The sequence below is a fragment of the Streptomyces sp. NPDC051322 genome, from assembly GCF_040689485.1.
Classification (GTDB): domain Bacteria; phylum Actinomycetota; class Actinomycetes; order Streptomycetales; family Streptomycetaceae; genus Streptomyces.
On the sequence record NZ_JBFBAK010000001.1, the window covers coordinates 31244 to 50268 of the forward strand.

Genomic DNA, 19025 nt, shown 5'->3' on the forward strand with positions numbered 1-19025 from the left:
GCTGAGCGGTGCCGCCAGCCGGCCCCTGCGCCGCTGCCCCGGCCTCGTGTACGCGGGAGCCGCGGCGTACCGTGGAAACCATCCGGTCCGGGGACGCCGGACACAGGAAACGGGTGGTGATACGTGATGCGGAAGCGGAGCAACGCGGAGGTCTTCCGGATCACGGGGGCCCGTCAGGGGCTCGAGGAGGACATCCGGGGCCGTCAGCGGCGCTACGTGGTGTCCATGTCGATCAGGACCGTGGCCGTCCTGCTGGCCGTGATCCTGTGGAACATCGAACGGCCCGTCGCGATCGCGGCGCTGGTGCTGGGGGCTGTTCTGCCCTACGTCGCCGTGGTGATCGCGAACGCCGGACGGGAGAACACCCCGCCACTGCCGTCGACTCTCATCCCGCCGCCGGTCCGGCCGGCGCTCGGAGAGGACAAGGCGGAAGCCCGTGACAAGGGCGCTTCGGCGGACCCGGACGAGGAAGCCACCGCCACGGAGGGTGAGCACCAGGCCTCGGGCCGCGGCTGAGACCACCGGGCCGCAAAGCTCAAGAAAAGCTCAGATCAATCGTGAAGTTCCGGTGCCGAAGGCGCTGTGGCCCGTGACATACTTCGTAGGCGCTCCGCATCCCCCGTCGGAGCGACTGGACCGACGCCGGGCAGCTCCCCCCGTGGCTGCTCGGCGTCGCCATGTGCGGGGCGGCCAGGTCTCTGACCGGTCATGCGTTGGCCTAGGGTTGACACGTGAACTCCCCTGAGACCGCCGGTTCCGCACCCGTCTGTTCGGCCAAGAGCTGCCGCACCGACGCCGTATGGGTGCTGGCGTGGAACAACCCGAAGGTGCACACCCCGGAACGCCGCAAGACGTGGCTCGCCTGCGAGGAACACCGGGGGCATCTCACCGAGTTCCTGGGCGTACGGGGGTTCCTGAAGGACGTGGTGCCGCTTGCGGAGTGGGAGCGGGACTCAGCCTCCGATGGCTGACATGGGGCGGTCGGGCTGCAGGAATGTGGGATCGTCCAGGCCGGACCCGGCCTTCTTGCCCCACATCGCCAGCTTCCAGCGAGTGGCGATCTCCTCGTCCGGGGCACCGGAGCGAAGGGCGCCACGCAGGTCCGACTCCTCGCGGGCGAACAGGCAGGTCCGCACCTGACCGTCCGCAGTGATCCGGGTACGGTCGCAGGCCGCGCAGAACGGACGGGTCACCGAGGCGATGACGCCGACGCGGTGCGGGCCGCCGTCGACGAGCCAGCGCTCGGCGGGCGCTGATCCGCGCTCGCCGGCGCCCTCGTCGGTGAGGGCGAAGCGGGTGCGCAGCGACTGCAGGATGTCACCGGCAGTGATCATGCTGTCGCGCTTCCAGCCGTGCTGGGCGTCCAGCGGCATCTGCTCGATGAAGCGCAGTTCGTAGTCGTTCCGCACAGCCCAGGCGAGCAGGTCGGGAGCCTCGTCCTCGTTGAGCCCGGGCATCAGTACGGTGTTGACCTTCACGGGGGTGAGCCCGGCGTCCCTGGCCGCCTCCAGCCCCTCCAGCACGTCACGGTGCCGGTCACGGCGGGTGAGCGTCTTGAACACGTCGGGGCGCAGGGTGTCGAGCGAGACATTGACCCGGTCCAGACCAGCAGCCTTCAGCGCCTGCGCGGTGCGCTTGAGGCCGATGCCATTGGTGGTCACCGACATCCGGGGGCGGGGCTCCAGGGCGGCGCACCGCTCGATGATGCCGACCAGGCCGGGGCGCAGCAGCGGCTCTCCCCCGGTGAATCGCACTTCGGTGATGCCCAAGTCGGTCACGGCGATGCGAATCAGCCGGACGATCTCGTCATCACTGAGCAGATCGGGTTTGGCCAGCCACTGCAGTCCTTCTTCCGGCATGCAGTACGTGCACCGGAGATTGCAGCGGTCGGTCAGCGAAACGCGCAGGTCAGTGGCCACTCGGCCATAGGTGTCAATGAGCACTGTGGGCCCCCTCCCCGACTGGAAGACTGTATGCACCCGAGCCTACGCGACCCGTGTGACAACGACAGGGGCCGATTGCCACGAGGTGCGCGGGGGCCGCCTCGTACGGACCTACGACGCGACCGGCGTACTGGCCCGCAGGACCCCGTCCGTCAGCAGGTACTGGGCGAGCAGGTAGGTGGCCATGACCCAGAAGTCGGGGTGCGGCAGCTGCGGCCACCCGGCGACACCGGTGGCGATCAGGGTGTCGGAGACCAGGAAGAGCGCCCCGCCGATCCCGGCGCGGGGCCCGAGCCCGCCGGCCCGGTAGGCCATCGCCGCGAGCAGCAGTGAATAGCCGGCCACCGGGACGCGCAGGCCGGCGGGCAGGCCCGGCCACAACGCGGCGACCGCGGCGACAAGCACCACGACGTATCCGGCGCCGAACAGCGGACGGGGTCGTGCCCGGCGGAAGAGCGCCAGGTAGCAGACGTGTCCTGCGGCGAAGCAGGCCATCCCGGCGAGGAACGCCGGATCGGCGCCGGAGAGCAGCAGCGTGTCGCCGCCCCAGCCGAGGAGCAGCGCGGCGATCAGCGGCCCGGGAGCACCGCGGGTGTACGCGTAAGCCGCGAGGAGCGGCATCAGCAGAGGCTTGGCCATCACGTGCAGCGAGTGCGGACCGGCGAGGAGGGCACCGAGGTCGGTGAGGGCCGCCAGCCCGAAGGCGACAAGGAGCGGCCGGGAGGCGGGAAGCGGCGGCCGGGCGGCCCGCGCGCAGCCGTCCGGCAGGCTCACGCGAGATGTTCCGCGGCGGTTTCGCGACCCGCGGCCCGGCGGGGTGCGGGCGGCGGGACCGGCTGCCAGCCCGGTCCGCGGAAGACCCGCCCCGCGCGCTCCCGCCAGCTGCGGGCGGCCCGTACGTCCCGGGCGATCGCCGCGTACTCGTGCGTCGCGACGCGCAGCGGGTTGTAGGTTTCGATGTTCTTGGTCAGTCCGAAGACAGGCCGCTCCGTCTCGCCGGTGAAGGACCCGAAGAGACGGTCCCAGACGATCAGGATGCCGCCGAAGTTGCGGTCCAGGTAGCCGCCTTGGGACGCATGGTGCACCCGGTGGTGGGAGGGCGTGTTGAGCAGGTACTCGAAGGGCCGGGGCAGCTTGTCGATCCGCTCGGTGTGCACCCAGAACTGGTAGACGAGGTTGGCCGACGAGCAGAAGGCGAGTGCGGCCGGATGCACGCCGAGGGCGATCAGCGGGAGGTAGAAGGGCCAGACCGTCAGCGTGGTCCAGGGCTGGCGCAGCGCGGTCGTGAGGTTGAACTTGCGGCTGGAGTGGTGGACCACGTGACAGGCCCAGAGGATCCTGATGACGTGGTGTCCCCGGTGCGACCAGTAGTAGAAGAAGTCCTGCCCCAGCAGCATCAGCGGCACCGTCCACCACAGCACCGGAATGCGCAGGGGGGTCAGTTCGTACACCGCGGTGTAGATCGCGACGATCGGGATCTTCCAGAAGAAGTCGAAGACCAGACTGCCGAGGCCCATGCCGATGCTGGTCGCCGCGTCCTTCGTCTCGTAACCGGCGGCGTCCTCGTCGGGATGGAACCGGTAGCTCACCATCTCCACGACGGTGAGCAGGACGAAAGCCGGTATGGACCACAGCACTACATCGGGCAGGTTCGGCATGCCAGCACGGTAAGGGTGACAGGTCGGCTACCGCTAGACGTTGTTACCCACAAGTATGCGAGACATCGTGTCAGCAGCTCGGATCGCGTCAGGCACCCACCGCGCCGAGCAGCAGGCCGGCCGCATAGGTCACGGCCATCGCCAGGGCGCCGCCGATCACGTTCCGCCACACCGCGACGGCGGCCGGCGCGAAGCCGAGACGAGCGCTCCCCCACCCGGTCAGCGCCAGGGCGACCAGGACCGAGACGACGGTGACGTACAGCCGGACCGATGGCGGCGGCAGCACGATCGCCAGCAGCGGCAGCAGCGCGCCGACCGTGAAGGCGGCGAAGCTCGCGCCTGCCGCACGCCAGGGATCGGTGAGGTCGTCGGGGTCGATGCCCAGTTCCACCTCGGCGTGCGCGCGCAGCGCGTCGCGTGCGGTGAGCTGCTCGGCGGCCTCGGCCGCCAGCTGCCTGGTGAGACCCTTGCCCTCCAACAGCACGGTGAGTTCCTCGAGTTCGGCCTGCGGCTCCTCGCGCAGCTCGCGTCTCTCGGTGGCCAGGGCCGCCTTCTGCGAGTCGCGCTGGGTCGACACCGAGACGTATTCGCCCGCCGCCATCGACATGGATCCGGCCAGCAGTCCGGCGAGGCCGGCGGTGAGCAGTGCGGAGCGCGAGTCGGTGGCGCCCGCGACACCGACGACCAGGCCTGCGGTCGATACGACGCCGTCATTGGCGCCGAGCACCGCGGCCCGCAGCCAGTTGAGGCGTGCCCCGAGGCCGCCCCGGTGGGGTTCGTGGTGCGTGTCGAGGTGCGCCGGCTCTTCAGTCACTACGGGAGGGTCTCACCTCGGACACCGCGGACGGGCGTCCATCGCACCGCGGTTCATGTGCTGTCAGTCGCTGCCCGTATTCTCTGTGACCATGCTCGACGACCGCCAGACAGCAGCGACACCGTGGCCGGCCGCATACCCGCAGGGGTACGCGGTCGTCGATGTGGAGACGACCGGACTCGCCCGTGACGACCGGATAATCTCCGCTGCCGTGTACCGGCTGGACGTTCGGGGGAACGTCGAGGACCACTGGTACACACTCGTCAACCCGGAGCGGGACCCGGGACCCGTCTGGATCCATGGTCTGACCAGCGATGTCCTGGAGAGCGCTCCGCTCTTCCCGGAGATCGCGGCGGAGTTCGCCCGAAGGCTCGACGGGCGGGTGCTGGTCGCGCACAACGCGATCTTCGACTGGCAGATGATCGCCAGGGAGTACGCCCGCGCCCGGAGCACCGCACCGGTCCGCCAGCGGTTGTGCACCATCGCGCTCTCCAAGGAGCTGGCGCTTCCGCTGCCGAACCACAAACTGGAGTCGCTCGCCGCGCACTTCGGTGTCGTGCAGCAGCGCGCGCACCACGCGCTGGACGACGCGCGGGTGCTCGCGGAGGCGTTCCGGCCGAGTCTGCACGCCGCGGCGCGGGACGGGGTGCGGCTGCCGCTGCTGGAGTGTCTGCCGCTCACCGAGTGGTCGGACGCACCGGCAACGCCACGGGTCGGCTACCAGGCGTCGTATCGGCAGAGCAGTTGGCGTCCCTCCCGGAAGCGGCCGGCCTGCCCGCACCCCAACCCCGGGCGGTACGAGCCGGGCCGCCCTCTGCTGCAGGGCATGCGGGTGGCCTTCTCGGGTGACACCTCGGTGGACCGCGAACTGCTGGAGGACCGCGCGGTCGAGGCCGGACTCCATGTGGCAACCAGCCTCTCCCGCCTGACCAGCCTGCTCGTCACCAACGACCCCGATGCGGCGACCTCCAAGACCCTCAAGGCCAAGTCCTTCGGCACGCCCGTCATCGACGAGGCCGCGTTCACCCAGCTGCTCCGCGATGTCGCGGCCGTCCCGGCAGACGGGTGATTGACCGGCGACGCGCCCGCCGCCGGCTCGCCCGCCACCGTGTGCACGTCCACTCTGTGACGCATGGCACGGTGCGAGGTATGCGGTAACGACTACGACCTGGCGTTCTACGTGGAGACGCAGGACGGTTCGCGGCACGTCTTCGATTCGTTTTCCTGTGCGATCCACCGGATGGCGCCGATCTGCGAGCACTGCCGGGTGCAGATCATCGGCCCCGGCGTCGAGGCGGGCGGCCACTGGTACTGCGGCGCGCACTGCGCCCGCGCGGAAGGTCGGGTCGGCGTCGTCGACCGGGTGTGAGCGGCCCGACGAACACCGACACGGTGTGACCCCGCGTCCGACGGCCATTTCGTGCCAGGTACCGTCAAAGGCGTGTACCGCTTCCTGCTGACCCGGCAATGGGTGATCCTCACCCTGATCTCACTCGTCCTGATGCCGACGATGATCAAGCTGGGCTTCTGGCAGTTGCACCGCCACCAGCACAAGGTCGCACAGAACGCGCTGATCGCCAGGAATCTCGAGGCCAGGCCCGTCCCGGTCGGCACCCTCACCTCCCCGGGACACACGGTCCCGCACGCGCAGTACTGGCGTCAGGTGACCGCCACCGGCACCTTCGACACCGCGGACGAGGTCGTCGTACGGCGCAGGACCTCCGCCGACGGCACGGTCGGCTACCACGTCCTCACCCCCTTGGTCCTGGACAACGGCAAGGTGGTGCTGGTCAACCGCGGCTGGATCCCCGACGACGGCAGTCAGATCACGCTGCCCAAAATCCCGGCGGCGCCCCAGGGCCGGCTGACGGTGACCGGGCGGCTGATGGCCGATCAGACGACGGCGGACAGCGGGATCAAGGACGTACGCGGGCTGCCGCCGCACCAGGTGATGCTGATCAACAGTGCCCAGCAGGCGAAGGCGCTGGGCAAGCCGGTGCTCGGCGGCTACATCGAACAGACCTCGCCCAAGCCCAAGGGCGACACTCCTGAACTGATCCCGACGCCCGAGCACACCGACATCGGCCCGCACATGGCGTACGCGGTCCAGTGGTGGCTCTTCACCGCCGGGGTGCCCATCGGCTGGATCGTGCTGGTACGCCGGGAGAAGCGCGAACGCACCGCAGGCGGGTCGAAGACGGCGTCGGAGCCGACGACGGTGGCCGCTTAACCTGTTTCACTCCTGGGAAGGCGCCACAGCGTGACTCAACGTATCGAGGACTACGCCCTCATCGGCGATCTGCAAAGCGCGGCGCTGGTCGCCAGGAACGGGTCCATCGACTGGCTGTGCCTGCCCCGCTTCGACTCTCCTGCCTGCTTCGCCGCGCTGCTCGGCGACGAGGAGAACGGCCACTGGCGCCTTGCGCCCGCCGGGGCCGGCAACTGCACCAGCCGGCGCTATCTGGGCGAGTCCCTGGTGCTGGAATCGGTCTGGGAAACACCGACCGGCACGGTCAGGATCACCGACTTCATGCCGCAGCGCGACACCGCTCCCGACATCATGCGCATCGTGGAGGGCGTCTCCGGCGAGGTGGCCATGGCAGGCACCCTGCGGCTGCGCTTCGACTACGGCTCGGTGGTGCCGTGGATGCGCCGCACGGACGGCCATCGCATCGCCGTGGCCGGCCCCGACTCCGTGTGGCTGCGCAGCGAACCGCAGGTGAAGACGTGGGGCCAGGATTTCTCCACCCGCTCCTCCTTCACGGTCGCAGCGGGCGAGAAGGTGGCGTTCGTGCTCACCTGGCACCCTTCGCACGAACCGCGGCCCGAGCTGATAGACCCGCACGAGGCTCTGGAGAATGCGCTGGCCGACTGGCACGAGTGGTCGGCGCGCTGCCGGTACGAGGGACCGCACCGGGAGGCCGTGGTCCGCTCGCTGATCACCCTCAAGGCGCTCACCTTCGCCCCGACCGGCGGCATCGTGGCCGCCCCGACCACCTCCCTCCCGGAGGAGATCGGCGGCGTACGCAACTGGGACTACCGGTTCTGCTGGCTGCGCGACTCCACCCTCACCCTCGGTGCGCTCCTCGCCTGCGGCTATCTCGAGGAGGCGTCGGCCTGGCGGGACTGGCTGCTGCGGGCGGTGGCCGGCAGCCCCAGTGACCTGCAGATCATGTACGGGTTGTCGGGTGAGCGCCGGCTGCCCGAGACCGAGCTGGACTGGTTGCGTGGCCACGAGGGCTCCGCGCCGGTCCGCACCGGCAACGGGGCCGTCGACCAACTGCAGCTCGATGTGTACGGCGAGGTGATCGACTCGCTGCACCTGGCGCGCACCTCGGGCCTGTCGGGGAAGCCGCACGCCTGGCGGCTGCAGGTGAGCCTGCTCGGCTTTCTGGAGTCCCGCTGGCGCGAACCGGACGAGGGACTCTGGGAGATCCGCGGCCCGCGCCGCCACTTCGTGCACTCCAAGGTGATGGCCTGGGTCGCCGCGGACCGGGCCGTACGCACCCTGGAGAGCGAGCCGACGCTGCACGGGGACGTGGAGCGCTGGCGCCGGATGCGCGACGAGGTGCACCGGGAGGTGTGCGAGAAGGGGTACGACCCGGTGCGCAACACCTTCACCCAGTCGTACGGCTCCCAGGAGCTCGACGCCGCGACGCTGCTCATCCCCCAGGTCGGCTTTCTGCCGCCGGACGACCCACGGGTCGTCGGGACGGTGGACGCGGTACGCAACGAGCTCAGCCACGACGGACTGGTGCGCCGGTACAGCACCGAGGGCGCCGCGATCGACGGGCTGCCCGGCGGCGAGGGCACCTTCCTGGTGTGCTCGTTCTGGCTGGCCGACTCGCTGCGGATGACCGGCCGTGTCGAGGAGGCCGAGGCGCTCTTCGGCAAACTGCTGGACCTCCGCAACGACGTGGGGCTGCTCGCCGAGGAGTACGACCCGGTGGCCGGGCGGCAACTCGGGAACTTCCCGCAGGCCTTCAGCCACATCGGTCTGGTGAACACCGCGCTGGCCCTGGCCCGGGCGACGGAGCCGCAGCCGGAGGATGCAGGATAGAGCCATGGATCTTGGACTGAAGGACCGCGTCTACATCGTCACCGGAGCCACCAGGGGTCTCGGCCTCGCCGCCGCGCGGGAGCTGGCGTCCGACGGTGCGAAGGTCGTCATCACCGGACGCGACACGAAGGGCGCGGAGGCGGCGGCCGCCGCCCTCGGCCCGAACGCGCTGGGTGTCGCGGCCGACAACGCGGATCCCGGGTCCGCCGCGCGGTTGACCGCCACCGCGCGCGAGCACTTCGGGCGCCTCGACGGCATCCTGATCAGCGTCGGCGGACCGGCCGCGGGCTCGGCGGACACCACCACCGACGAACAGTGGCGGACCGCCTTCGAATCGGTCTTCCTCGGCGCGGTGCGGCTGGCCCGCACGGCGGCGGCAGAGCTCTCCGACGGCGGTGTCATCGGATTCGTACTCTCCGGCTCGGTCCATGAACCCATCCCCGGCCTGACGATCTCGAACGGTCTGCGCCCCGGCCTGGCCGGCTTCGCGAAGTCGTTGGCCAACGAGCTGGCGCCGCGCGGTATCCGGGTGGTCGGCCTGCTCCCCGGCCGGATCGACACCGACCGGGTACGGGAGCTGGACGCGCTCGGCGGCGACCCGGAGGCGGCGCGGGCGCGGAGCGAGGCCCGGGTGCCGCTGGGGCGTTACGGCGCGCCGGAGGAGTTCGGCAGGGCCGCCGCGTTTCTGCTGTCCCCCGCGGCGTCGTATGTGACGGGCGTGATGCTGCCGGTCGACGGCGGGTTCCGGCACGGCTTCTGAGGTGCCCGGTACGGCTTCTGAGCCGTCCACAACAGCTGCTCCAGCCCGATCGGGTGCCGCCACGCCGCCGAGCGGCAACAGGCGGCCGAGGGCGATGTGACTGCGTACCGTCTGTTCCATCCGTTGTTCGCTTCGCCCGTCATCTCACCCACCCTGCCGTATCCCCGGCGCGGAACGGGGCATGCGCACATACCGTAGGCAGCGGAATCCGCCAGCACTCGGGAAGGGACATACCGCGATGAGCGACACCGCACCGCAGCACCAGCCGGATGTGATCAAGCGCGGCGGCGGCGCTCCAGCGACCCGCGGACGCACCACCATCGCGGACGGCGTGGTGGAGAAGATCGCCGGACTCGCGGCGCGTGACGTCCTCGGTGTCCATGCGATGGGCAGTGGCATCTCGCGCACCTTCGGCGCGGTCCGTGACCGGGTTCCCGGCGGCACCAAGTCCGTTACGCGCGGTGTGAAGGCGGAGGTCGGCGAGGTCCAGACGGCGCTCGATCTGGAGATCGTCGTCGACTACGGGGTTTCCATCGCGGATGTCGCCCGCGATGTGCGGGAGAACGTCATCTCGGCGGTGGAGCGGATGACGGGGCTCGAGGTGGTCGAGGTCAACATCGCGGTCAGTGATGTGAAACTGCCCGAGGAGCAGGACGATGAAGTGCTGGAGTCCCGCCTGCAGTAGCCCCGCACCTTCGCTTCGGACTGGGAGCTCACGATGAGTATGGCTGTGGTAGGCCTGATGGCCGGTATGGCGCTCGGTTTCGCCGGCTACTTCGGCGGCTTCGCAGCCTTTCTTCTGGTGGCCGCGCTCGGCGCGGTCGGCTTCATCGGTGGCAAGTTCCTCGACGGTGACCTCGAGGCCGGGGACTTCTTCCACGGCCGCGACCACGGCGACCGGCGGCGATGACCACGCACGTGGCGCCCGGTGAGCGCGGGTCGACCCGGATCGCCGACCGGGTGGTGTCCAAGATCGCCGCTCAGGCGGCCCGTGAGGCGATCGGCGCGGTCCCCGAGGGCGGCTCGCCGCCGCATGCCGCGGCGACGGTGGACGAGGCGCGAGCGTGGGTGCACATCAGTCTGGAACTCGGCTATCCGTCCGACATCGGCGCCCAGTGTGCCGCGGTACGCCGTCAGGTCGCTCATCGGCTCCGGACGTTGGCGGACATGGAGGTGCCGGAGGTGGCCCTCCAGGTCGAACGGCTGCACTCCGTGCACACCACCGGCGCCGATCGGGGGAGGACCCGATGAGCGAACCCGACGACCGTACGCAGCGCCTGCCGATCGTCGAGCAGCCGCCACCGGCCGGGCCCGGCCGATCGGCGACCGCCTACCGTCCGACACCGGATCCCCGGGCCGGCAAGGTCCGCGCCGGGCGCTTCTGGTCGTCGCGCCGCACGCCGGCCGCACTGGTCGCCCTGGTGGTGCTCGGGGGGGCCGGCCTGCTGCTCTACGACGTCGCGTCAGTGCGCGCCGGACGGCCCGCGATGCGCTGGCGGCACGTACTGGCCGACAATCTGGCGACGCGCCCGTTGGGCGATATCCGGTTCGAGGTCGGCGCGGCCGTCGCGATGGCCCTCGGGCTGTGGCTGATTCTTCTCGCGCTCACGCCCGGTCTGCGGTCGGTGCTGCCGATGTCCCCGGGCGGTCACCGGGTGCGGGCCGGTCTGGAGCGGGAAGCCGCGGCCCTCGTCCTGCGTGACCGGGCGATGGAGGTGTCCGGCGTGCAGTCGGTACGTATCCGGGTGAAGCGGTCCCGGGTGGTGGCCCGGGCCCGCTCGCACTTCCGGGGGCTCGACGACGTACGGACGGACCTGAACGCAGCGCTGGAGGCGGGCATCACGGAGCTGGGACTGGCCTCGGCGCCCCGGCTCTCCGTGCATGTCGGCCGTCCGGCCGGGAAGGGATGACGCCGCGATGCTGAGGTCGGTCAACCGGGTGCTGGTGTGCGTCGCCGGCCTGGCCCTGCTCGCGCTCGGCGGCGCGGTACTGGCAGCGGGGCTCGGTCTCTCCACTCCGTCGTGGTGGCCCTTCAGCGGGCCGCACGCCGTCCTGCTGAGCGCGCCGGACCGGCAGCGGTACCGCGACGAGAGCTGGTGGTGGCCGGCGGTCATCGCGGGGCTCGCGGTCATCATCCTGCTCGCCCTGTGGTGGCTGTTCGCCCAGCTGCGCGGCTCGCGCCTCTCGGAGGTCCTGGTGGACAGCGGGGACGGTGAGGGGGCAAGGCTCCGCGGCCGGGCACTGGAGGACGTGGTGTCGAGCGAGGCGGAGGCGCTGCACGGAGTCGATCGCGCCAAGGTCGCGCTGCGGGGCCGGCGGACGGCGCCCGAGGCCCGGGTGGTCCTGGTCCTCGAGGCGCACGCCCAGCCGACTGCCGCGCTGTCCGGTCTCGCCACAGGAGCGCTGGCGCACGCCCGCGATTCGGCGGGGCTGGCGCAGTTCCCCGCCGAGATCCGGCTGCGGGCGGCGAAGCACCGGGCGCAGCGGGTGTCGTAACCGGGAGCTGCGCCCGGACCCGCCGCTGAGGACGGGTCAGTCCGAGAGCCCCGCCAGGTCGCGCAGCCTGCGGGCCTGTCCGGCCCGCTCGGCGGCCCGTTGGTCCTCGTAGGTACGCTCCGAGGCACCGCGAAGCAGGGCCTTGGTCTCGATCACCGCGTCGCGCGGGGCGGCGAGCAGCGCGCCGACCAGGTCCGTCACGGCGCTGTCCAGCTCCTCGGCCGGCACGGCGAGGTTGGCCAGACCGGTGCGGACCGCCTCGTCGGCGTGGATGTAGCGGCCGGTGACGCAGATTTCCAGCGCCCGGGCGTATCCGACGAGCCCCACCAGCGGATGGGTCCCGGTGAGATCGGGGACGAGTCCGAGACTGGTCTCGCGCATGGCGAACTGCACGTCCTCGGTGACAACCCGCAGGTCGCAGGCGAGGGCGAGCTGGAAACCGGCGCCGATCGCATGGCCCTGGACGGCGGCGACGGTGATCAGGTCGGGCCTGCGCCACCAGGTAAAGCCTTCCTGGTATTCGGCGATGACCGCGTCGAGTTCGGCGTCGCCGCCGCGTGCCAGATCGAGGAAGGACGGCTCACCGTCGAAACCCTCGGGCGTGAACGCCTGTCGGTCCAGGCCGGCGGAGAAGGACGCGCCCTCACCGCGGAGCACCACGACACGGACGTTGCCCGGCAGTGACCGCCCTGCTTCCGTCAACGCCCGCCACAGAGCGGGAGACTGGGCGTTGCGCTTCGCAGGATTGGTCAGCGTCACCGTGGCAACGGCGTCCTCGACGGTGAGCCGTACGCCGTCCTTGTCGAGCACATGGGCCATCGAGGTCATGGGAGCCTCCGGTTCGGATGCAGACGGATAAGTGACTGCACAGTAACCACCCTGCCGACCTCTCGGCCGACCGGGTGGTCACCGCCAAGAACCGGTGATCCCGGACCGCGGTTGCCGCACCGCGGACCCGTCAGGCCGACGCGGCCTTCTTGCCTCGTGTCGCTCCGCCGCGCCCCCGCAGGGTCACGCCGGACTCGCTGAGCATCCGGTGGACGAATCCGTAGGAGCGGCCGGTCTCTTCGGCCAGCGCCCGGATGCTTGCACCGGAGTCGTACTTCTTCTTCAGGTCTGCCGCGAGCTTGTCGCGCGCGGCGCCGGTTACCCGGCTGCCCTTCTTCAGAGTCTCGGCCACCCGTGCCTCCTCAAGGAAGTGCGCTCTGGACTCTCATGATCACCCCTACACGCCGTCCTGGCCACCCATTCGGCAAGGTCTATTGGGACGGGGATGTGTGTGTCCCGGGTCACCAGCACGAACGGAATTCGATATTCCGTTTCGACCGGCCTCCGCCAACAACCGGCTGCGCACCGGAAACCGCAGGTCAGAGCCGTCACTGCAACCCCGGCACGGCGTCCAGCCGGCCGGTCGCCCCAGGACACCGGAGCCGGTGCATGACACGCCGGGGTACGAGAGCGACTCACTCAGATGATGGATCACCCATGGGCCGAATGATCCATCCGAAGTGGATCAGGCCGAAGGGAATCAGGCCGAAGGGAATCAGGCAAGCGCGACGAGATCCGCGTAGTCCGGGCCCCAGAGGTCCTCGACTCCGTCCGGCAGCAGGATGATCCGCTCCGGCTCGAGTGCGTGGACCGCCCCCTCGTCGTGGGTGACCAGGATGACCGCCCCCTTATAGGTGCGCAACGCCCCGAGGATCTCCTCCCGGCTCGCCGGGTCGAGGTTGTTGGTGGGCTCGTCGAGGAGCAGCACGTTGGCCGATGAGACCACCAGGGTGGCCAGCGCGAGGCGGGTCTTCTCACCGCCGGAGAGCACGCCCGCGGGCTTGTCGACGTCGTCGCCCGAGAAGAGGAAGGAGCCGAGCGTCTTGCGGACCTGGACCAGATCCAGGTCGGGGGCCGAGGAGCGCATGTTCTCCAGCACCGTGCGCCGGGGGTCGAGCGTCTCGTGCTCCTGGGCGTAGTAGCCCATCTTCAGCCCGTGCCCCTCGACGACCGAACCGGTGTCCGGCTTCTCGGCGCCGGCCAGCAGACGCAGCAGGGTGGTCTTGCCCGCTCCGTTGAGGCCGAGGATGACGACGCGCGAACCCTTGTCGATCGCGAGATCCACATCGGTGAAGATCTCGAGCGAGCCGTACGACTTGGACAGCCCCTCGGCCATCAGCGGGGTCTTGCCGCACGGCGCGGGGTCGGGGAAGCGCAGCTTGGCCACCTTGTCGGAGACCCGGACCGCTTCCAGGCCCGCGAGCAGCCGGTCGGCGCGCTTGGCCATGTTCTGGGCGGCGACGGTCTTGGTCGCCTTGGCTCGCATCTTGTCGGCCTGCGAGTTGAGGGACGCGGCCTTCTTCTCGGCGTTCTGCCGCTCACGCTTGCGACGCCTCTCGTCGGCCTCGCGCTGCTGCTGGTAGAGCTTCCACCCCATGTTGTAGACGTCGATCTGCGTGCGGTTGGCGTCCAGATAGAAGACCTTGTTCACGACCGTCTCGACCAGCTCTTCGTCGTGGGAGATCACGATGAAGCCGCCGCGGTACGTCTTGAGGTACTCGCGCAGCCAGGCGATCGAGTCGGCGTCGAGGTGGTTGGTGGGCTCGTCGAGGAGCAGCGTGTCGGCGTCCGAGAAGAGAATCCTGGCGAGCTCGACCCGGCGCCGCTGACCGCCGGAGAGCGTGTGCAACGGCTGGCCGAGCACCCGGTCGGGCAGTCCGAGGGCGGCGGCGATGGTGGCTGCCTCGGCCTCGGCGGCGTACCCGCCCTTGGTGAGGAACTCGGTTTCCAGGCGCTCGTACTTCTTCATCGCCTTCTCGCGGGTGGCGCCCTGTCCGTTGGCCATCCGCTCCTCGTTCTCCCGCATTTTGCGCAGCACGGAGTCGAGTTCGCGGGCGGAGAGGATGCGGTCGCTTGCGAGCACGTCCATGTCGCCGGTGCGCGGGTCCTGCGGCAGGTAACCGACCTCGCCGGAACGGGTGATGGTGCCTCCGGCGGGGACGCCTTCACCCGCGAGGCACTTGGTGAGCGTGGTCTTGCCCGCACCGTTGCGGCCGACCAGGCCGATGCGGTCGCCCTTGGCGATACGGAAGGAAGCGGACTCGATGAGGATGCGGGCGCCGGCGCGCAGCTCGATGCCGGAAGCGGTGATCACGGAAAGACTCCAGGGCGGTATGGACGGCGGAAGGGCAGGCGGAGGGGATGCTTCGACGCCGGCTAATGCACAAGGAGAAATGCCATGAGGCCCAGTCTAACGGTGTCGCGCAAGCGCTCTGCCGCCGCGGCGGCTCTGTCCGGGGTGGCCCATGTCACGCCGGGACGTTGTCAGTGCCCGGTGCCAGACTGGGCCTCGCAGGCGCATCGGTTCCGATCCAGTCCGATCAACAGGCGAGTGGGAGGGTGAGCGGCATGGCCGTCACCATCAGTCCGACGATTCTGTACGACGACGCGAAGGCAGCGATCCGGCTGCTCAAAGAGGCCTTCGGCTTCAGCGAACAGGCCGTCTACGAGGACCAGCAGGGCCAGGTGCTGCACGCCGAGCTGGCGTACGGCGACGGCTTGGTGATGCTGGGTTCCAAGGGCCGCGAAGGCGTGTTCGCCAAGGCGATGGCGGGCGGCGGCCCGGTCGGGGTCTACGTGGTGGTCCAGGACACCGACGCACACCACCGGCAGGCCGTCGAGCACGGGGTGGAGATCCTGATGCCACCGACCGACCAGGATTACGGCTCCCGCGACTACATTTCCCGCGACCCGGAGGGAAACGTCTGGAGTTTCGGGACCTACGTACCGGGGGCCCCGGCCCAGGACTGACCGAGCGGGTCGGCCGGTCCCGGGGGCGTGCCGGGAACAGAAGCTCGCGCCGGACCGGTCAGACTCCCCCGGTATGCACCTGGAAGGCCGCCCGGCGCACGGCCTTCGCCAGCGCCGGGTCCGGGTGCGCCGCGGCGAGGGCCACCAGCACCTGCACGGTGCGGGGATGACCCACCGCCTGTACTTCTTCGAGCAGCGCCGGGACGGTGCCCTGCACGGCCGATTCGAGGTGGCGGACCAGCAACGGGGTCTCGCCGTGGTCGGCGACGGCCGCAGCTGTGTCCACCCAGAGCCAGGTCGCTTCCGCACGGGTCAGCGCGTCATGGGCGTCGTCGGGGTCGGCTCCCTCGTATTCGGCCAGCCAGAGGACCGCGTACGGGCGCAACGAGATCTCGTCGGCGGCGGCCCGGACGGCGGCCTCCGCAGGACCGCCGACCACCCGCAGCGCCTCGAAGGCGAGGCCGCGCAGCAGTGCGTCCTCGCCACGGGCGACACTGAGGAGTTCGGCGACCGCGCTGCCGACCGGCCGCGCGGCCAGCCAGGCACGGTACTCGGCGCGGGCGGGGCCGGGGGTCAGGCCCGCGCAGCCGCGCAGCATGTCGTCGGCGGACTGCTCGATGTTCCCGGCCGGGCTCTGCGCGGCGACGCAGATCTGCTCCAGCTTGACCCAGACGGCCCAGTTGCCCAGCGGGGTCAGCGTCGCGAGGCCGGGCCCTAGGGTCAGCGCACCGACCGCGGCCAGCCCGTGCAGCGCCCAGTCCAGCAGCTCCGGGAGCGGCGCAGGGGCGGCGGGCTGCTGCGGCCCGTAGGGCACCTCGCAGCGCTCCTCGTGCAGTTCGGCGACGCGCTGCTCCAGCAGATCGAGCAGGGCGGGCACGGTCACCGGGCCCGCGGAGAGCTGGAGCAGTGAGAGCACCTGCGGGACGGCCTCGACGACCTCGGCGACCGCGGCGGCCGCGACCTCCTCGGAGGCCGGGTGGACGATCGACCACGCGTCGAAGAGCGCCACCCAGCCGCGCAGCACCGCGGAGTCGTCGCGGTCCCAGGCGCGCAGCCGCCAGCCGGGGCGCGCGGTGTCGCCGTGCAGTTCGACCAGCCCGGCGAGCCGGGCGCGGTCCCAGCCCGCACGCACCTCATCCGGCGTCAGGTCCAACGCCTGGACGGCCCGTTCAGCCGTCTGCGCGAGGAGCGCGCCGGCCTGCCCCACCGGAGTCCGTGCCGCTCGCTCGGAGCGGGGAGTTGCGGCGCGGGCATCTGCGGTGCGGGGGGCCGCTGAGCGGGGAGCCGCGGGGAGCGACTCCGCGGCCCAGCGGGCGACCCGGACGGCGTCGGCGAGGACCGCTCGCGCCTGACGGGCCAGCTCCGCGGCGGGCGGGGTGCCCTCCGGTGGCCGCGGGGTGGGTCGGGTTGGCCGGCTGGTCACGACACGGCGAGCCGTGACGAGCGGTCGAGGACGGACGAGTCTGAGCCTGGAGTCGCGCGGAGTACGGGACGTCACGGGGAGCAGTCTCGCCTCTGACGGGCCGAAAGCCCAAACGGAACCCCGCCTTGCAGGTTGACGGAACGTGCCGGCGTCACATCAACGGTGTGAGGAAGCGTCGCAGGGTCTCCTCGTAGTGGGCCGGGTCTGCGTTCCACATGGCCGCGTGCGGGGCGTTGTCGACAGCGTCCAGGATGACCAACTCGGGCCGCCTACGAGCGAGTTCACGCGACCGGCGCCAGGACGACAAGCGGTCGCCGGGGCCGTGGAAGATCAGCGTGGGGACGCACATCGCGTCGGGCGCCGACACGACGCGCAGCCGGTCACCGTCCAGGCCGGTACGCCCCTGGGCGGCCCTGACCGCGAGGGGCAGCAGCGCGGCCGGCGTGCGGCGGGCGGAGGCCAGAGCGCGCACGGTGGCCTCCCAGTCGAGGACCGGGGAGTCCAGCACCAGTCCACTGATGCGGTCGCTCAGCGCGGACCCGGCGGCCGCGTGCAGAGCCATCGAGGCGCCGGTGGACCAGCCGTGCAGGACGACGCGCTCCGCGCCGTGGTCGACCGCGTAACGGATGGCGGCGTCCAGGTCCTGCCACTCCTCCGCGCCGAAGCGTCCGAGTCCGTCGGGGGAAGCGGGCGCGCCGGGATCCCCGCGATAGGCGATGTCGAGCACCGGGAACTGCAGCTGGTGCAGCAGGCTCAGCACGTTCATCGGGTGTTCCCTGGTGGTGCCGATGCCGTGCACCGTGATGACCCAGATGGAGCGGGGTCCGGACACGAACCAGGCCGGGCAGGAGCCGAGCTCACCGGGGATGTCGACATCGGTGAAATCGAGCCCCAGTGCGGACCGGGGGTCGCCGACGTACACCTGCGGGGTGAGCCGCACCTTGTCGCCGGGGGCGAGCACGCCGTGCGAGACCCGTTCGAGACGCCGTACGACGGTGTCGGCCGTGCGCGGCACCAGGTCGAGGACGGGTCCCGCGACGGCGTGCGATCCGGTGCCCGCCAGGCCGTACGTACCTGGGCGCAGCGACGCCAGGCAGCGGGTCAGGGTGATCCGGCCGGGGTCCGTGGCATGCACGGAGATCCGGGGCTCGGTGGGCAGCGGGCGTCGCGACGCCTTGAGAGCGGCATTGCCGGTGTACCGGCCGGCGGCGACCGAGGCCACGCCGACGCCTATCAGGGAGGTGACGGCCAATGCCGTCGCTGTAGCCGGGCGCATCTCTCCAGTGTCCGTACGCACCCGCCGGACGGCCAGTGGGCCGCAGCAAACGGCGTGGCGCTCGGGCCCCGGCGTCTACTGGCCGTACCCCCGGAGCTTCTCGCCCACCTCGGCCAGTTCGGCGGGCGAGAGCAACGAGGGCGTCCGGCCCGGAACCGCACTGGCGGTGAGCCAGAGCCTGCACATCCATTCCAGTTGCGCGGTGCGGTCGTAGGCCTGTTCGAGGGAGCTGCCGTGGGTGACCGTGCCGTGGTTCTGCAGCAGGCAGCCGGTGCGGTTCTCCAGGGCCCGGAGCATGTGTTCGGCCAGCTCGTCCGTGCCGTAGAGCGCATAGGGGGCGACCCGCACCGGACCGCCGAGCGCCGCGGTCATGTAGTGGATGACGGGCAGCTCGGGCACGAGGGTGGAGACGGCGGTCGCGTGCACCGCGTGGGTGTGGACGACGGCGGACGCCTCGGTGTTCCGGTAGACCGCGAGATGCAGGGGCAGCTCACTGGTCGGCTTGAGCTCACCGATGACCTGGCGGCCCGCCGGGTCCACCGCGACGGTGTCCGCCGGGCCGAGCCGGTCGTAGGGGACGCCGCTGGGTGTCACCAGGATCAGATCGCCGGTCCGTACCGAGACATTGCCCGATGTGCCCACGACCAGCCCTTCGGCCGCCGATCTGCGGGCAGTGGCCACCAGGTCGCGCCAGGCCTGTGCGACTGCGTTCGGTTCTGTATGCGGGTCGGTCATCCGGCGATGATGTCAGGCCGGCCGGGCCCCGTCCGTGCCACCGCGCGTTCGCACGATCACGC

Annotated in this window: 23 protein-coding genes; 13 read left to right on the top strand and 10 right to left on the bottom strand. The window is 70.9% G+C overall.

The window, feature by feature from the left end:
* The first annotated feature begins 126 nt into the window (after positions 1-126).
* On the top strand, positions 127-516 hold the full coding sequence (locus AB0436_RS00175) for a DUF3099 domain-containing protein (RefSeq protein ID WP_366465349.1): 390 nt from the start codon (positions 127-129) through the stop codon (positions 514-516).
* 215 nt (positions 517-731) lie between these two features.
* Positions 732-971, top strand: a complete 240-nt coding sequence (locus AB0436_RS00180; protein ID WP_366465350.1) for a hypothetical protein — start codon at positions 732-734, stop codon at positions 969-971.
* Here the strand turns inward: AB0436_RS00180 and moaA are convergent.
* From moaA to AB0436_RS00200, 4 genes are all read right to left on the bottom strand, one after another.
* Positions 954-1943 (bottom strand): GTP 3',8-cyclase MoaA, encoded by a 990-nt coding sequence (moaA, locus tag AB0436_RS00185; protein WP_366465351.1) that lies wholly within the window; start codon positions 1941-1943, stop codon positions 954-956. The two genes, AB0436_RS00180 and moaA, sit on opposite strands and share 18 nt — an antisense overlap.
* Before the next feature lie 111 nt (positions 1944-2054).
* Entirely contained in the window at positions 2055-2717 is a 663-nt protein-coding gene (locus AB0436_RS00190; RefSeq protein WP_366465352.1) for a lysoplasmalogenase, read from the bottom strand.
* The gene (locus tag AB0436_RS00195) at positions 2714-3601 is read right to left on the bottom strand and encodes a sterol desaturase family protein (protein ID WP_366465353.1); all 888 of its coding nucleotides are present in this window, start codon (positions 3599-3601) and stop codon (positions 2714-2716) included. Before AB0436_RS00195 ends, AB0436_RS00190 begins: the two co-directional genes overlap by 4 nt.
* An 88-nt stretch (positions 3602-3689) precedes the next feature.
* Positions 3690-4415, bottom strand: coding sequence for a VIT family protein (locus AB0436_RS00200; protein ID WP_366465354.1), 726 nt, complete (start codon positions 4413-4415; stop codon positions 3690-3692).
* Between the two features lie 85 nt (positions 4416-4500).
* Here AB0436_RS00200 and AB0436_RS00205 point away from each other — a divergent pair, with 85 nt between their 5' ends.
* The 10 genes from AB0436_RS00205 to amaP all read left to right on the top strand — a co-directional run bounded on the left by AB0436_RS00205 (position 4501) and on the right by amaP (position 11731).
* Positions 4501-5484, top strand: coding sequence for a DEDDh family exonuclease (locus tag AB0436_RS00205; RefSeq protein WP_366465355.1), 984 nt, complete (start codon positions 4501-4503; stop codon positions 5482-5484).
* A 63-nt stretch (positions 5485-5547) separates the two neighbouring features.
* Positions 5548-5784 carry a hypothetical protein gene (locus AB0436_RS00210; RefSeq protein ID WP_365855879.1) on the top strand — a complete coding sequence of 79 codons (237 nt, stop codon included), beginning with the start codon at positions 5548-5550 and terminating at the stop codon, positions 5782-5784.
* A gap of 72 nt (positions 5785-5856) precedes the next feature.
* Complete coding sequence (locus tag AB0436_RS00215) at positions 5857-6645, top strand: SURF1 family protein (protein WP_366465356.1); 789 nt, start codon at positions 5857-5859, stop codon at positions 6643-6645.
* 30 nt (positions 6646-6675) lie between these two features.
* Entirely contained in the window at positions 6676-8475 is a 1800-nt protein-coding gene (locus AB0436_RS00220) for a glycoside hydrolase family 15 protein (RefSeq protein ID WP_366465357.1), read from the top strand.
* A gap of 4 nt (positions 8476-8479) precedes the next feature.
* Positions 8480-9235, top strand: a complete 756-nt coding sequence (locus tag AB0436_RS00225) for an SDR family oxidoreductase (protein WP_366465358.1) — start codon at positions 8480-8482, stop codon at positions 9233-9235.
* Between the two features lie 238 nt (positions 9236-9473).
* Complete coding sequence (locus AB0436_RS00230; protein ID WP_366465359.1) at positions 9474-9920, top strand: Asp23/Gls24 family envelope stress response protein; 447 nt, start codon at positions 9474-9476, stop codon at positions 9918-9920.
* Positions 9921-9953: 33 nt separating this feature from the next.
* Positions 9954-10145: a hypothetical protein gene (locus tag AB0436_RS00235; RefSeq protein ID WP_366465360.1), complete on the top strand. Its 192-nt coding sequence runs from the start codon at positions 9954-9956 to the stop codon at positions 10143-10145.
* A complete protein-coding gene (locus AB0436_RS00240) occupies positions 10142-10486 on the top strand; it encodes a hypothetical protein (protein WP_366465361.1) in 345 nt (114 codons plus the stop codon). Before AB0436_RS00235 ends, AB0436_RS00240 begins: the two co-directional genes overlap by 4 nt.
* Positions 10483-11145, top strand: coding sequence for a DUF6286 domain-containing protein (locus AB0436_RS00245; protein ID WP_366465362.1), 663 nt, complete (start codon positions 10483-10485; stop codon positions 11143-11145). The genes AB0436_RS00240 and AB0436_RS00245 overlap by 4 nt, the downstream gene beginning before the upstream one ends.
* A gap of 7 nt (positions 11146-11152) precedes the next feature.
* Positions 11153-11731 carry an alkaline shock response membrane anchor protein AmaP gene (amaP, locus tag AB0436_RS00250; protein ID WP_366465363.1) on the top strand — a complete coding sequence of 193 codons (579 nt, stop codon included), beginning with the start codon at positions 11153-11155 and terminating at the stop codon, positions 11729-11731.
* A gap of 36 nt (positions 11732-11767) precedes the next feature.
* Here amaP and AB0436_RS00255 read toward each other — a convergent pair whose 3' ends face one another.
* The 3 genes from AB0436_RS00255 to AB0436_RS00265 form a co-directional block, all read right to left on the bottom strand.
* Entirely contained in the window at positions 11768-12559 is a 792-nt protein-coding gene (locus tag AB0436_RS00255; protein ID WP_366465364.1) for an enoyl-CoA hydratase/isomerase family protein, read from the bottom strand.
* A 130-nt stretch (positions 12560-12689) separates the two neighbouring features.
* On the bottom strand, positions 12690-12911 hold the full coding sequence (locus tag AB0436_RS00260) for a helix-turn-helix domain-containing protein (RefSeq protein WP_006123601.1): 222 nt from the start codon (positions 12909-12911) through the stop codon (positions 12690-12692).
* 363 nt (positions 12912-13274) lie between these two features.
* The gene (locus tag AB0436_RS00265; RefSeq protein WP_366465365.1) at positions 13275-14873 is read right to left on the bottom strand and encodes an ABC-F family ATP-binding cassette domain-containing protein; all 1599 of its coding nucleotides are present in this window, start codon (positions 14871-14873) and stop codon (positions 13275-13277) included.
* Between the two features lie 254 nt (positions 14874-15127).
* Between AB0436_RS00265 and AB0436_RS00270 the strand changes: the two genes are divergently transcribed.
* The gene (locus AB0436_RS00270; protein WP_366465366.1) at positions 15128-15529 is read left to right on the top strand and encodes a VOC family protein; all 402 of its coding nucleotides are present in this window, start codon (positions 15128-15130) and stop codon (positions 15527-15529) included.
* Between the two features lie 58 nt (positions 15530-15587).
* Here AB0436_RS00270 and AB0436_RS00275 read toward each other — a convergent pair whose 3' ends face one another.
* From AB0436_RS00275 to AB0436_RS00285, 3 genes are all read right to left on the bottom strand, one after another.
* Entirely contained in the window at positions 15588-16952 is a 1365-nt protein-coding gene (locus AB0436_RS00275) for a hypothetical protein (protein ID WP_366465367.1), read from the bottom strand.
* A 151-nt stretch (positions 16953-17103) separates the two neighbouring features.
* On the bottom strand, positions 17104-18228 hold the full coding sequence (locus AB0436_RS00280) for a hypothetical protein (RefSeq protein ID WP_366465368.1): 1125 nt from the start codon (positions 18226-18228) through the stop codon (positions 17104-17106).
* 75 nt (positions 18229-18303) lie between these two features.
* Positions 18304-18963 (bottom strand): class II aldolase/adducin family protein, encoded by a 660-nt coding sequence (locus tag AB0436_RS00285; protein ID WP_366465369.1) that lies wholly within the window; start codon positions 18961-18963, stop codon positions 18304-18306.
* Between the last annotated feature and the right edge of the window lie 62 nt (positions 18964-19025).

Bases quoted from the DNA above. Each gene is read 5' to 3' on its own strand.
- AB0436_RS00255 (WP_366465364.1), bottom strand. From the start codon at position 12,559: ATGACCTCGATGGCCCATGTGCTCGACAAGGACGGCGTACGGCTCACC.
- AB0436_RS00235 (WP_366465360.1), top strand. From the start codon at position 9,954: ATGAGTATGGCTGTGGTAGGCCTGATGGCCGGTATGGCGCTCGGTTTC.
- AB0436_RS00270 (WP_366465366.1), top strand. From the start codon at position 15,128: ATGGCCGTCACCATCAGTCCGACGATTCTGTACGACGACGCGAAGGCA.
- AB0436_RS00280 (WP_366465368.1), bottom strand. From the start codon at position 18,228: ATGCGCCCGGCTACAGCGACGGCATTGGCCGTCACCTCCCTGATAGGC.
- AB0436_RS00225 (WP_366465358.1), top strand. From the start codon at position 8,480: ATGGATCTTGGACTGAAGGACCGCGTCTACATCGTCACCGGAGCCACC.
- amaP (WP_366465363.1), top strand. From the start codon at position 11,153: ATGCTGAGGTCGGTCAACCGGGTGCTGGTGTGCGTCGCCGGCCTGGCC.
- AB0436_RS00230 (WP_366465359.1), top strand. From the start codon at position 9,474: ATGAGCGACACCGCACCGCAGCACCAGCCGGATGTGATCAAGCGCGGC.
- AB0436_RS00195 (WP_366465353.1), bottom strand. From the start codon at position 3,601: ATGCCGAACCTGCCCGATGTAGTGCTGTGGTCCATACCGGCTTTCGTC.
- AB0436_RS00245 (WP_366465362.1), top strand. From the start codon at position 10,483: ATGAGCGAACCCGACGACCGTACGCAGCGCCTGCCGATCGTCGAGCAG.
- AB0436_RS00175 (WP_366465349.1), top strand. From the start codon at position 127: ATGCGGAAGCGGAGCAACGCGGAGGTCTTCCGGATCACGGGGGCCCGT.
- AB0436_RS00285 (WP_366465369.1), bottom strand. From the start codon at position 18,963: ATGACCGACCCGCATACAGAACCGAACGCAGTCGCACAGGCCTGGCGC.
- AB0436_RS00240 (WP_366465361.1), top strand. From the start codon at position 10,142: ATGACCACGCACGTGGCGCCCGGTGAGCGCGGGTCGACCCGGATCGCC.
- AB0436_RS00210 (WP_365855879.1), top strand. From the start codon at position 5,548: ATGGCACGGTGCGAGGTATGCGGTAACGACTACGACCTGGCGTTCTAC.